This window comes from Lysobacter sp. 1R34A (genome assembly GCF_051217035.1).
Classification (GTDB): Bacteria; Pseudomonadota; Gammaproteobacteria; order Xanthomonadales; family Xanthomonadaceae; genus Lysobacter.
On record NZ_JBPKJP010000111.1, the window covers coordinates 1 to 12222 of the forward strand.

Consider the following 12222-nt stretch of genomic DNA (forward strand, 5'->3'; position numbering starts at 1 on the left):
GGCCTGTCGCTGCGCGGCGCCGGCGCGGCCTCGGCGATCCTGCACTTCGCCGGCAACGACGGCCGCGTGTTCGAGCAGCGCGGCGCCGATTTCGCCGGCAACGCGCTCGGCTGGTCGCCGGTGGTTGCGGGCGACACCGTCGCGGTCGAACTGATCCTGCCCAAGGGCGTGCGCACCAACGCGCTGAGCCTGAAGATCCCGCAGCTTTCGCACCTGGACGTCAGCCCGGTCGCGAGCGAGCGCGAATTCCAGGCCAAGATCGGCGAAAGCGATTATTGCGAGAAGGACATCGTCTGCCGCACCAGCCCGCCGTCGGGCTTCGTCTCCACCGCCAAGTCGGTCGCGCGCATGACCTTCACCAGCGGCGGCGGCACCTACCTGTGCACCGGCACCCTGCTCAACAACAATCACTCGCCGAAGAAGCGCCTGTTCTGGACCGCGGCGCACTGCATCAACAACCAGACCGTGGCCAACTCGCTGCAGACGTATTGGTTCTACGACGTCACCACCTGCAACGGCTCGACCGTCAATCCGGCCTACACCACGCTCAGCGGCGGCGCTTACCTGCGCCACGCCAACAACACCCGCGACACCGCCCTGCTCGAGCTCAAGACCGCACCGCCTTCGGGAGCGGTGTATGCGGGCTGGTCGAGTGCGGCGATCGGCTCCACCGGCACCGCGATAGAAGGCATCCATCACCCGGCCGGCGACGTCAAGAAGTATTCGCTGGGTTCGGTGACCGGGCTGTCGACCTCGATCGACGGCAAGTCGCCGCTGTACCGCGTGGTCTGGAACACCGGCGTCACCGAAGGCGGCTCGTCGGGCTCGGGCCTGTTCACCGTGACCGGCACCGGCGGTTATCAGCTGCGCGGCGGTCTGTACGGCGGTTACTCCTACTGCAGCGCGCCGCGCGACCCGGATTACTACTCGCGCTTCTCGGACATCTATTCGAGCGTGTCGAGCTATTTCAATCCCTGAGTCGGGTTAGGCCGCAATCCGCAACATGCGATCGCAGGTAAACGAACGGCCGCTGCACGCGCAGCGGCCGTTCCCGTTCGCGCGGGGATGCTGTTGCCCTCTGGGCAGGAGCGACGCGAGTCGCGACCGCGCGGCTTCGGGCCAGGACGCGGTCGCGGCTCGCGCCGCGCCTACCCTTGAAGCCGAAGCCTGCGAGCCGACATGGAGCGCTCGTCAGTGGGCGCCGATCAATGCCACGGCATCTCGCCCTTGGCGACCTTCGCGCTGATCTCCAGCGACAGGTCGCCGCCGAGGTCGGGATAACGGCGCTTCATCGCCGCGATCAAGGCCTTCGAATCGGCCGCTTTCGCCGCCTCTTCGTCGAAGGCGCGAATGTAGTCGGCACTGAAACGCACCGCGTCGAGGTTCTGCGCGGCGCCTTCGGCGAAATGCCCCGGGATCACCACCTCGGGCTTGAGCTCTTCGATGCCCTTGAGCGTGGCCAGCCAGGCTTGGTGCGACTGCGGGGTCTGGGTGTCGGCCATGAACAGGTGCTCGCCCGAAACCACCGGCACGCCGCCGGCGACGGTGCGGATCGACGGGATCCAGACATAGCTGCGATCCGGCGCGGGGCCGTCGAGGCCGACGATCTGCAGCGACTGGCCTTCCAGTTCGATGCGGTCGCCTGCGAGCGGCTGCGGCACGACGATGCGCTTGGGTGCGTCGGCGCCGAGCTTCGGCCCCCAGTAGGCGAACTTGGCTTCCTGGGTGCTGCGGATGTGTTCCACCGTCTGCGGCGTGGCGACGATCCTGGCCTCGGGGAAGGCGTCCTGCAGGGTGTCCAGTCCGAAGTAGAAGTCCGGGTCGCCGTGGCTGATGTAGATCGTGGTCAGGCGCTTGCCCGACGCCTTGACCAGGTCGACGAGCTTGCGGGCGTCGGCGGCGGCGAACTGCGCGTCGATCAGCACCGCCTCCCGCGCGCCGGTCACCAACACCGAGCTGACTTCGAAGATGCCCTGCTTGCCCGGGTTGTAGACCTCGGTCTTCAACGTTGCCGCGACCGGCTCGGCCGGGGTCGTCGCAGCGGCCGGCGCCGCGCTCGATTCGGCCGGGGTGGATTCGTGGCGGCCGCAGGCGGCCAGGGCCAGGCTCAGGCCGGCGGCGGACACCGCCAGGAACAAACGATGGTTACGGACGGGGGGCTGCGACATGAAGGCTTCCTCGTGAAGGCGATAGGACGAACGACGGCGACGGACGACGTGCGACTCCGACCCGGGGCCAGGGTGCGGGGCCTTGGGCTCAGACCGCGTGACGGATCGGCGAGGCCGGCGATGCGGCCCCGGCCTCGATGGCGCCAGGATAGTTGCCCCGAACAGCGCGAAAAACCGCGTATAAGTCGACTGTCTTTTGCATATTCCGAGCGAATCGAATGGACCGGATGACCGCCATCGCCGTCTTCGTCGAAATCGCCGAACGCGGCAGTCTGACCGCCGCGGCCGAGGCCCTGGACATGTCGCGGGCCATGGTCACCCGCTATCTGGCCGAGCTCGAGCGCTGGCTCGGCGTGCGCGTGCTGCACCGGACCACGCGGCGGATCGGCCTGACCGGCGCTGGCGAGACCGCGCTGGCGCGGTTCCGGCAGATGCTCGAGATCGGCGACGACCTGCGCCTCGCCCTGGCCGCCGACGACGCCGAGCCGCACGGGCAGATCCGCATCACCGCCTCGATGTCGTTCGGCGCCAGCCACCTCGCCGCGGCGGTCGCCGACTACCTCGCACGCCACCCGCATACGCGCATCGACATGGTGCTGGGCGAGCGCGCGGTGAACCTGGTCGAGGAACGCATCGATCTGGCGATCCGCATTGCGCGCGAACTCGACCCGAACCTGATCGCACGCCGGCTCAGCGTCTGCCGCTCGGTGCTGTGCGCCTCGCCTGCTTACCTGGCGCAACGCGGCCGGCCGCAGCGGATCGAAGAGCTCAGCGCGCACAACTGCCTGACCCATCATTACGTCGGCCGCAGCCTGTGGGAGTTCCGTCATCGCGGCGAGCCGTGCAGCGTCGCGGTCGGCGGCAACATCAGCGCCAACGAAGCCACGGTGCTGGTCGCCGCGGCCCGCGCCGGCGCCGGCATCGCGCCGTTGCCTACCTACCAGGCCCTGGACTGGGTGCGCGCCGGCGAGCTCGAAATCGTCCTGCCGGACTACGAATTGCCGCCGATGGGCATCCACGGCGTGTACGCCTCGCGCCGGCAGATGCCTGCGCTGGCACGCAGCTTCCTGGATTTCCTGGCCGAACGCTTCGGCGACGAGCCCTATTGGGACCGCGCCTGAGCCGTCGGTCGGAACCTTTCAAATCGATATTGAAGGTTAGCCGGAATCGGCCTAGTCTCGTGGCGAACCGCTAGGACTCCGCATGCGTCTCGAACACCACGCCTTCCAGCCCGCCGATCTCGTCGGCGGCGATCCGGCTCTCGACCTGGTCAACACCGTCACCGCGCGCGACAGCGAGCCGCGCGACTGGCTCGACGACTACGCCGCGCTGCTGCGCTGGGCGCGCCAGACTGCGTGCTTCGCGCGCGCCGACCTCAATGTCCTCGAAGCACTGCAAGCGCAGCAGCCGGCCAGGGCGGCCGCCGCCCTGGCGCGCTGCAAGGCCTTGCGCGAAGCCTTGTGCGATGCGCTGTACGCCCTCGCCCGCGGCAAGGCGCCGAGCGCCGCCGACCTCGACCTCATCGACCAGGCCCGGCTGGCCGCGTCCAAGGCCGCGCGCCTGGTATCGCGACGATCGCGGCTGCAGACCGAGTGGTCGGCGGAACGTTCCGGGCTCGACCTGATCGCGCACGTGATCACCGCTTACGCGATCGAGTTGCTCAAGGACGCCCGCCTCGACCGCCTGCGCGTCTGCGACGGCCACGATTGCGGCTGGGTGTTCGTCGATACCTCCAAGAACGGCCGGCGCCGCTGGTGCGACATGGCGACCTGCGGCAACGTCGCCAAGGCGCGCCGGTTCCAGCAACGCGCCCGCGACGGCGATTGAGCGCGGACCGAACCCAGCCCGAGCCCGCCCGACAACGCAGGAGCCGCCATGGCCACGCCCCGCCCCTCGTCCCGTACATCGCTGCTGCGCTCGCTCGCCGCCGGTTGGCTGGTGCTCGCCGGCTGCGCCGGAGCCGACGCGCCCGACCGCCAGCCGCCCAAGCCGGCTGCCGCGGTGCGCTGGACGCCGCCGGGCATCGCCAGCGATCAGTACGAGTCTTCGCCGACCTTCTCGCCGGACGGCCGCGAGATCTATTTCATGCGCAGCGACCGCCAGTTCGCCAACTGGCGGATCCTGCACTCGCGGTGCGGCCGCGACGGTTGGTCGGCGCCGCAGGCGCCGTCGTTCGCCGCGGCCTCCGCCGCCGATGCCGATCCCTTCCTGAGCGCCGACGGCCGGCGCCTGTATTTCGTCTCGACCCGCCACGATCCGGCCGGCGAGGACCTCGACATCTACTATGTAGAGCGCGCCGCCGACGGCGCCTGGGGCGCGGCGCAGCGCCTGCCCGAGCCGGTCAACTCCAAGGCCTCGGAACTGCTGCCGCGCGCGACCGCCGACGGCCGCCTGTACTTCGGTTCCAGCCGCGACGGCGGGCACGGCAAGAACGATCTCTATCTCGCCACGCCGCAGCCCGGTGCCGGCTGGCAGGTGCGCAACCTCGGCCCGCCGCTGAGCACCGCTGCCGACGAGTACGAGGCCGATGTCGCCCGCGACGGCCGCAGCCTGGTCGCGGTGATCGACCGCGGCGATCGCTCGCATCTTTACCGGTTCGAGCGGCATGGCGAGGGCTGGCGCGAAAGCGGGCGGATTCCGGCCCGCAGCGACGTGTTCCAGGTCGGCCCCCTGCTGTCGCCGCGCGGCGACCGCCTGCTGTTCGCGCAGGCCGACGGCGAACGCTCGGGCGAATTGTTCCTGGTCGATCTGGTAGCGCAGCCGGATCGGGGTTGGCCGCCGCGGTGCGGGGGCCAGGAGTGAGAAAAGAGGAGTGAGGGGGCGGCTATGCGCTGCTGGCGGACGGTTCGGCCGGCTTGGCGCCGGCGCGCGGCTTCGGCGTGACCAGCGGGGTTTGCTGCATGTTGCCGTACAGCAGCGACACGCCGGCACGTACGCCGCCGACCAGTTCCAGTTCGAAGCGCTCGGCGTCGCGATGGCGGATCTCGGCCACGACTTCCGCGGCCTCGTTTTCGGGCACGCCGAGTTCGATCAACGCCGCTTCGCCGAAACGCATCGCCGACTCGAAGGTCTCGCGCACCTGCAGGTCGACGCCGGCATGCACCAGCTCGAGCGCGTGCTCGCGGTCGAAGCTGCGCGCCAGCAAGCGCGCCTGCGGGAATTCATGGCGGATCAACTGGGCGGTGACGGTGGCCGCGGCGCGGTCGTCGATGCAGATCGCGATCAACTGGGCGGTGTCCGCGCCCGAGGCGTGCAGCACGTCGAGACGGGTGCCGTCGCCGTAGTAGACCTTGAAACCGAAGGTCTGCGCGCTCTGGATCATCTCCACGTCGGTGTCGATGATCGACACCTCCACGCCGCGCGCGAGCAGGGATTGGCAGACCACCTGGCCGAAGCGGCCGAAACCGATCAGCAAAACGCTGCCGCCGAGGCCGTTGGGCTCGTCGACGCCCTCCAGCGACAATGCGGTCTTCGGCGCCAGCCGGCGCAAGGCGATGATCGCGATCGGCGTCAACGCCATCGACAGCACCACGATCGCGGTCAGGTTGGCGCCGACTTCGGCGTCGATCAGGCGGGCGCCGGCCGCCGCCGAGAACAGCACGAAGGCGAACTCGCCGCCCTGCGCCATCAGCACCGCGCGGTCCAGCGCTTCGGTATGGCAGGCCCTGAACAGGCGCGCAACGATATAGATGCACGCCGCCTTGACGATCATCAGCGCGACTACGCCGCCGGCGATCAGCGGCCAGTTCGCCGCGACCACGATCAGGTCCAGCGACATGCCGACGCTGAGGAAGAACAGGCCCAGCAGGATGCCGCGAAAAGGTTCGACATCGGCCTCGAGTTGGTGGCGGAAGGTCGATTCCGACAGCAGCACGCCGGCCAGGAACGCTCCCATCGCCATCGACAGGCCGCCGACCTGCATCAGCAGCGCCGCGCCGAGCACCACCAACAGCGCCGCCGCGGTCATGACCTCGCGCGCCTTGGCCGCGGCGAGCACGCGGAACAGCGGGTTCAACAGCCAGATGCCGGCCGCCAGCAGCGCCGCCAGCGAGGCCAGGGCGATGCCGATGTCGAGCCAGCGCGAACGCGAGGCGCCGTCGACGGCGAGGTCGGCCGGCGCCATCAGCGCGACCAGGGCCAGCAAGGGCACGATCAGCAGATCCTCGAACAACAGGATGGAGACGATGCGCTGCCCGCGCGGCAGGGCCAGGTCGCCGCGCTCGCCGAGGATCTGCATGACGATCGCGGTCGAGGTCAGCACGAAGCCCATCGCGGCGATGAAGGCGACCACCGGCGGGAAACCGGCCGCCAGGCCGACTCCGGTCATCGCCGCCGAACACACCAGGATTTGCGCGGTACCCAGGCCGAAGATCTCGCGGCGCAGGCTCCACAGATGCGACGGCCGCATTTCCAGGCCGATCAGGAACAGGAACATGACCACGCCGAGTTCGGCGACGTGCAGGATCGCCTGCGAGTCGGAGAAGAAGCCGAGCCCGAACGGACCGATCGCCAGGCCCGCGGCCAGATAGCCGAGCACCGAACCCAGACCGATGCGCTTGAAGATCGGCACCGCGATCACGCCGGCTGCGAGCAGCACCACTACCTTGACCAGTTCGCTGCCCTGCGCTTCGGCGGCCATCGCGCGTCCCCCCTTCTCGACTCACTCGTATTCGATCACGGCCGTCCCTGCGGGCCGGCTCACTGCATTCGCGTGCACGGCCGCCCCCTGCGGCCCGGCCTCGCTACAGCCTAACAGGCGCGCCGCGGCGGTATGCGCGCCGGCGCCGGCGCCGCGGATTCGGCCTGCGGCGTTGCTATGATCGCGCCTCGCGACTCCCCTTCTAAGGACCGGATCATGCTTCGCCGTGTGGCTGCGCTCGCCCTGGTTTTCAGCTGCGTCACGCTCTGCGGCGGTACGGCCCGGGCATTCAGCCCGAATACGGATACGGGCGCCGCCAGCCTCGACGGCTTGCGCATCGTGTTGAGCTGGAACGCCGCCGACGCCGACCTCGACTCGCACCTGAGCTATCCCGACCGGCACGTCTATTTCGAGCGCAAGACCGGCGACGACGCGCGCCTGGACCTGGACGGCAGCGGCCGCGACGCGGGCGCGGGCCGGAGCCCGGAAACCCTGACCCTGCTGCGCAAGCAGGCCGGTTACGGCTACACCTATGCGGTTCACGATTTCGGCAACCGCAACCATCCGGCCGCCAGCGCGCTGTCGCGCAGCGGCGCCCAGGTCTCGCTGTATCTGGGCGGGCAATTGCTGCGCAGCTACGCAGTGCCGCGGGACCGTCCCGGCAATCTGTGGCGGGTGTTCCGCATCGACGGCGAAGGCCGCTTCGAGGACATCGACCGGATCGACGCCAGCACCGCGCCGGCCGAACGCGTCGATGCGGAACTCGATCGCCTCGCCCGCCTCGACGGCGCCGCCGACGGTGCCGGCGGCGACGAGATCGATGCCGGCCGGCCCGGCCCCGCCGCCGCTGCCAACCAGCGCGGCGAAGCGGCGTATCGCGCGGGCCACCTCGAAGGCGCGGTCGCGGCATATCAGCAATCGATCGAGCTCGACCCCGGTTATGCCCTGGCCTACAGCAACCTGGGGCTGGCCTACCTCAAGCTCGGCCGCAGCGCCGAGGCGATCTGGGCCTCGCGCCAGGCCATCGCCCTGGCCCGCGGAGCCGGCGCCGGTGCGATCCGCGCCGGCGCTTACTACAACATCGGCAGGCTGCTGGAAGACGACGGGCGCTACGACGAGGCCATGTCGAACTATCTCTCGGCCAAGCGCGAGCAGGCCGACCCGACCTACGACCGGGCGATCGAACGGGTGCGCGGGCTGTGAACCGCGCCTCCCTCGCCGCCGCGAGCGCGCCGACGACATCCCGGCTTAAGTCGGGACGGGCCCGGATTTTGTCGGCCCGGATCTTGTCGGCCCGGATTTTATCGGCCCGAATCTTGTCGGCCCAGATCTTGTTGGCCTGGAGCGCGCTCGGCCTCGCGCCGCCGGCCCAGGCTGCCGGCCCGTCCGCGGTCGCCAGCGCCGACCGCGCCACCTGGCCGCATGGCCTGGACACGCCGGCTGCGTTCGACCGCGCCTCGCGCGCCGAGATCCTCGCCTTCGCCCGTGAACTCGCGACCAGCGAAAGCCTCGACGAGGCCGCCCTGCTTGCCCGCCTCAAGCTCAAGCAGATCGATCGCGCCTCGCTCGACAAGATCCGCGCGCGCTTCTGGCAGCGGTTGAGCGCGAACTATCGGCTGGCCTCGCGCTCGTGCGCACCGCGCGAGGCGTTCTGCGCCGCGGCCGAGGACGCCGCGGCGCTGCGGAAACTCGCCATGGCTTTCGATGAGACGCCCGACCGCGCCTATGCGGCCTGGCGCGTCGACGCCGCGCGCTTCCATCGCATCTATCTCGACGAGACCTTGCGCCTGGCCGCGTTGTTTCCGCGGGTCAGCAGCGAAATCGACACCTATTCCAGCGCCGAACTCGACGGCAGCGAATTGCCCGACCGCCAGTTCCTGCTGAGCTTCGACGACGGCCCGAGCGCGCCCGGCGGCAACACCGACCGCCTGTTGGCGAGCTTGCGCCAAGCCGGGCTCGACGCGACCTTCTTCGTGGTCGGCGAATCGCTGCAACGGCGGCTCGGCGCCGCGCCGGCGCGGCCGACCGATCTGTACGCCGGCATGTGCGTCGCCTCGCACGGCTGGGAGCACCAATCGCATGCGCGTTGGGCGCAGTGGCAGGAATCGGTGATCCGCAGCGATGCGCTGGTGCGCGCCGTCGCCGGTCCGGCTTACGTGCCGCTGTTCCGGCCGCCGTACGGCCAGCGCCGTGCCGACAGCGGGCCGTTCTTCGCCCAGCGCGGCCTGCGGGTGGCGTTGTGGAGCATCGATTCGCAGGACTGGAACGCCAAGGTCTCGGCCGCTGAGGTGCAAGGCCGGTTGCTCAGCCTGATGCTGCTGTGGCGCCACGGCACGATCCTGTTCCACGACGTCCACGACAAGGCGCGCGTCGCCCTGCCCGGACTGTTGCGACAGACACGCGGTGCGGGCCTGCACTGGCTCGACTGCAAGGACTATCCCGGCCGCGGCTGAGCCCGCCGCAAATCCGGCGCTGATTTGGTCCGCGCCTTGTCGGGTTTCGTCGGGCCATGGCGGCTTTCGTCGCAAAGGCCGTCCCGGCGCGTTAACGCCGCGCAGCGCCTGTGCCACATTCCCGCCGGCGCCGCCCGTCGCGGCGCCGTCCGCACGGTCGCGGCCTGCGCGCAGCGCAGGCCCCCGGGAAACCACGTCACCGGAGACTCGCCGGCGGGCTCTTACCCAACGTCATCCAAGGAAGATTCGACAATGTTCAAGACCTATCGGATTACGGCGCTCGCCGCCGGCCTGTTCTCGCTCGTCCTGCCGTTGGCCGCGCTCGCTTCGGATCCGCCCAGCATCTGGGAAAACCAGTCCGCCTGCGACGGCAAGTATTCGGCCAAGCTCAAGCTGGCGTTCGACCACAGCGGCAGCGCCGCCAGCGCGCACGCCGAAGCCAGCCTGGTGCGCAATCCTTTCGCCCAGGGCTCGGTGCCCTACCCCAACTATTTCGTCGCCCAGAGCGTGGTGATGAGCCGCAACGCCGCCAACCCGAACTGGGTCAGCGACGTGCAGGACACCGAGATCGCCGGCGCCTATTCGACCGTGCCGGTGACCAGCGGCACCACCGTGTTCAAGGCACCGGGCTGCGAACTGGTCGCGGCCGCGACGGTCAACGTGCAATGCCCGAACGGGACCTGGGAGTACAAGAACCTCGAGCGCCGCTGGCCGGGCTGCGGGCAGTAACGCACTCGCCGGACACGATCGCCATGGACGGCGATCGTCCTGATCGCCACCGACGACTGCAAGCGATGCACGCTTGCCGGGCCTCGTGCCCCGAGGCCCGCCCAGATCGGCGGCCCAAGCGGTGCCACCCAGGTAGCGCCGCTCAAGCCTCGCCGATCACACCAGCGCCGCCTGGTGCACGCCGGCCACCGCGCGTCCCGACGGATCGGCGGCGTTCGCGAACGAGGCGTCCCAGGCGATCGCCGCCGGCGACGAGCAGGCGATCGACTTGCCGCCGGGCACGGTCTCGGCGCAGGCCGCGCCCGGGAAGTGGCGCTCGAACAGGCTGCGATAGAAATACGCTTCCTTGGTCTGCGGCGTGTTGATCGGAAAACGTCCCACCGCCGTGGCCATGTCGCGGTCGCTGACCTGCGCTTCGGCATGCGCCTTGAGGCCGTCGATCCAGCCGTAGCCGACGCCGTCGCTGAATTGCTCCTTCTGCCGCCACAGGATCGAATCGGGCAGATAGCCCTCGAAGGCTTCGCGCAGCACCGCCTTCTCGATGCCGCGCTTGCCGCCGGCGGCGTGGTCGACCATTTTCGCCTGCGCGTCCATGCGCATCGCCACGTCGAGGAATTCGACGTCTAGGAACGGCACCCGCGGCTCCACGCCCCAGGCCATCATCGACTTGTTGGCGCGCAGGCAGTCGAAGCTGTGCAGCGCGTCGAGCTTGCGCACCAGTTCCTCGTGGAATTCGCGCGCGTTCGGCGCCTTGTGGAAGTACAGATAGCCGCCGAAGATCTCGTCCGAGCCTTCGCCCGACAGCACCATCTTCACCCCCATCGCCTTGATCCGCCGCGCCAGCAGGAACATCGGCGTCGACGCGCGGATCGTGGTCACGTCGTAGGTCTCGATGTGCTGGATCACGTCCGGCAGCACGTCCAGGCCTTCTTCGAAGGTGTAGGTGAAGCCGTGGTGCACCGTGCCGAGCGCCTGCGCGGCGATCTCGGCCGCGGCCAGGTCGGGCGAGCCTTCCAGGCCGATCGCGAACGAATGCAGACGCGGCCACCAGGCTTCGGCCTGGTCGTCTTCCTCGACCCGGCGGCGGGCGAAACGCGCCGCGCAGGCGGCGACCAGCGACGAGTCCAGCCCGCCCGACAGCAACACGCCATAGGGCACGTCGCTCATCATCTGCCGGTGCACGGCGCGCTCGAAGGCTTCGCGCAGTTCCTGCCTGGACACCTCGACGCCGCGGGTGGCGTCGTAGTCGCGCCACGGCCGCTGGTAATACTTCACCGGCGCGCCGACCTCGCTGTCGTAGTAGTGGCCGGCCGGGAACGGGCTGACGTCGTCGCACAAACGCGCCAGCGCCTTCATTTCCGACGCCACCCACAGGCGGCCGTCGGCATCGTGGCCCCAGTACAGCGGGCATACGCCGATCGGGTCGCGTGCGATCAGGTAGCGGCCGCGCGCCGCGTCCCACAACGCGAACGCGAAAATGCCGTTGAGACGGTTGAGCAACTCGCCGAGGTCGCCGTGTTCGCCGCCTTCGCGGTACAGCGCGTTGATGACTTCGCAGTCGGACTTGGTCTGGAATTCGTAGGGCCGGGCGAGCCGCTGCTCGAGTTCGCGATGGTTGTAGATTTCACCGTTGACCGCGAGCGCGAGTTCGCCGTCGCTCGAGCGCAGCGGTTGCGAGCCGCCGGTCGGGTCGACGATGGCGAGCCGCTCGTGCACCAGGATCGCGCGCGGCTCGACGCTGACGCCGGACCAGTCGGGACCGCGATGGCGCTGGCGCGCGGACAGGGACAGGGCCAGCGGCCGCAGCGGGCGCAGGTCGGCGCCGGGGCGCAGGTCGAACAGACCGAGGATCGAGCACATCTGAGCATCTCCTGGAGGGTTTGCAGCGTTCGGATGGGAAAGGCGGAAGGGACGGCGGGAGAAAAGCAGGCGCCCTAAACGCAGAAAGCCCGCACTTCGCAGTGCGGGCTTCCTGAGCGATTGAGCGTATGTTGCGCGCGCTAATCGCCGGCCCGCGGGAGGCTGGCGTTATTGCGATTATTGTTGTTGACCCGCACGTCGGCCGCGGCCGGGCGCGCACGGCCGCGGAGGGCGGCGTGGCTGCGGCGGGCGGTGGCGAAGACGGCGGTCATGGCTCGATCCTGCTTGAGGATCGCGCCGGATGCAAGCGCCTCATGCCGGCGTCGGACCCGCCATATCGCCGCCGGCGCGACCGCGGTCGCGGTTCGGGCGG

11 protein-coding genes are annotated in these 12222 nt (G+C 69.7%); 7 read left to right on the top strand and 4 right to left on the bottom strand.

The window, feature by feature from the left end; translation table 11 throughout:
* Positions 1 to 978: trypsin-like serine peptidase (locus ACSAMQ_RS17810; RefSeq protein ID WP_435396942.1), on the top strand; the 978-nt coding region annotated here is incomplete at its 5' end.
* Positions 979 to 1205: 227 nt separating this feature from the next.
* On the opposite strand, the gene ACSAMQ_RS17815 is transcribed toward ACSAMQ_RS17810, so the two are convergent.
* Positions 1206 to 2126 (bottom strand): MBL fold metallo-hydrolase, encoded by a 921-nt coding sequence (locus ACSAMQ_RS17815; RefSeq protein WP_435396952.1) that lies wholly within the window; start codon positions 2124 to 2126, stop codon positions 1206 to 1208.
* Between the two features lie 260 nt (positions 2127 to 2386).
* On the opposite strand from ACSAMQ_RS17815, the gene ACSAMQ_RS17820 reads away from it, so the two are divergent.
* The 3 genes from ACSAMQ_RS17820 (at position 2387) to ACSAMQ_RS17830 (ending at position 4970) form a co-directional block, all read left to right on the top strand.
* On the top strand, positions 2387 to 3289 hold the full coding sequence (locus ACSAMQ_RS17820; RefSeq protein ID WP_435396943.1) for a LysR family transcriptional regulator: 903 nt from the start codon (positions 2387 to 2389) through the stop codon (positions 3287 to 3289).
* An 82-nt stretch (positions 3290 to 3371) separates the two neighbouring features.
* Entirely contained in the window at positions 3372 to 3995 is a 624-nt protein-coding gene (locus tag ACSAMQ_RS17825) for a CGNR zinc finger domain-containing protein (RefSeq protein WP_435396944.1), read from the top strand.
* 48 nt (positions 3996 to 4043) lie between these two features.
* Positions 4044 to 4970 (top strand): TolB family protein, encoded by a 927-nt coding sequence (locus ACSAMQ_RS17830; protein ID WP_435396945.1) that lies wholly within the window; start codon positions 4044 to 4046, stop codon positions 4968 to 4970.
* Between the two features lie 22 nt (positions 4971 to 4992).
* On the opposite strand, the gene ACSAMQ_RS17835 is transcribed toward ACSAMQ_RS17830, so the two are convergent.
* Complete coding sequence (locus ACSAMQ_RS17835) at positions 4993 to 6807, bottom strand: monovalent cation:proton antiporter-2 (CPA2) family protein (protein WP_435396946.1); 1815 nt, start codon at positions 6805 to 6807, stop codon at positions 4993 to 4995.
* 216 nt (positions 6808 to 7023) lie between these two features.
* Here ACSAMQ_RS17835 and ACSAMQ_RS17840 point away from each other — a divergent pair, with 216 nt between their 5' ends.
* From ACSAMQ_RS17840 to ACSAMQ_RS17850, 3 genes are all read left to right on the top strand, one after another.
* A complete protein-coding gene (locus ACSAMQ_RS17840; protein WP_435396947.1) occupies positions 7024 to 8010 on the top strand; it encodes a tetratricopeptide repeat protein in 987 nt (328 codons plus the stop codon).
* A 113-nt stretch (positions 8011 to 8123) separates the two neighbouring features.
* Positions 8124 to 9260, top strand: a complete 1137-nt coding sequence (locus ACSAMQ_RS17845) for a polysaccharide deacetylase family protein (protein ID WP_435396948.1) — start codon at positions 8124 to 8126, stop codon at positions 9258 to 9260.
* Positions 9261 to 9512: 252 nt separating this feature from the next.
* The gene (locus ACSAMQ_RS17850; RefSeq protein ID WP_435396949.1) at positions 9513 to 9989 is read left to right on the top strand and encodes a hypothetical protein; all 477 of its coding nucleotides are present in this window, start codon (positions 9513 to 9515) and stop codon (positions 9987 to 9989) included.
* A 156-nt stretch (positions 9990 to 10145) separates the two neighbouring features.
* Here ACSAMQ_RS17850 and asnB read toward each other — a convergent pair whose 3' ends face one another.
* Positions 10146 to 11849 carry an asparagine synthase B gene (gene asnB / locus ACSAMQ_RS17855; protein WP_435396950.1) on the bottom strand — a complete coding sequence of 568 codons (1704 nt, stop codon included), beginning with the start codon at positions 11847 to 11849 and terminating at the stop codon, positions 10146 to 10148.
* 140 nt (positions 11850 to 11989) lie between these two features.
* Positions 11990 to 12222: hypothetical protein (locus ACSAMQ_RS17860; protein WP_435396951.1), on the bottom strand; the 233-nt coding region annotated here is incomplete at its 5' end.

Coding starts and splice junctions, on each gene's coding strand:
- asnB (WP_435396950.1), bottom strand. CDS start 11,849: ATGTGCTCGATCCTCGGTCTGTTCGACCTGCGCCCCGGCGCCGACCTG.
- ACSAMQ_RS17835 (WP_435396946.1), bottom strand. CDS start 6,807: ATGGCCGCCGAAGCGCAGGGCAGCGAACTGGTCAAGGTAGTGGTGCTG.
- ACSAMQ_RS17840 (WP_435396947.1), top strand. CDS start 7,024: ATGCTTCGCCGTGTGGCTGCGCTCGCCCTGGTTTTCAGCTGCGTCACG.
- ACSAMQ_RS17850 (WP_435396949.1), top strand. CDS start 9,513: ATGTTCAAGACCTATCGGATTACGGCGCTCGCCGCCGGCCTGTTCTCG.
- ACSAMQ_RS17825 (WP_435396944.1), top strand. CDS start 3,372: ATGCGTCTCGAACACCACGCCTTCCAGCCCGCCGATCTCGTCGGCGGC.
- ACSAMQ_RS17820 (WP_435396943.1), top strand. CDS start 2,387: ATGGACCGGATGACCGCCATCGCCGTCTTCGTCGAAATCGCCGAACGC.
- ACSAMQ_RS17830 (WP_435396945.1), top strand. CDS start 4,044: ATGGCCACGCCCCGCCCCTCGTCCCGTACATCGCTGCTGCGCTCGCTC.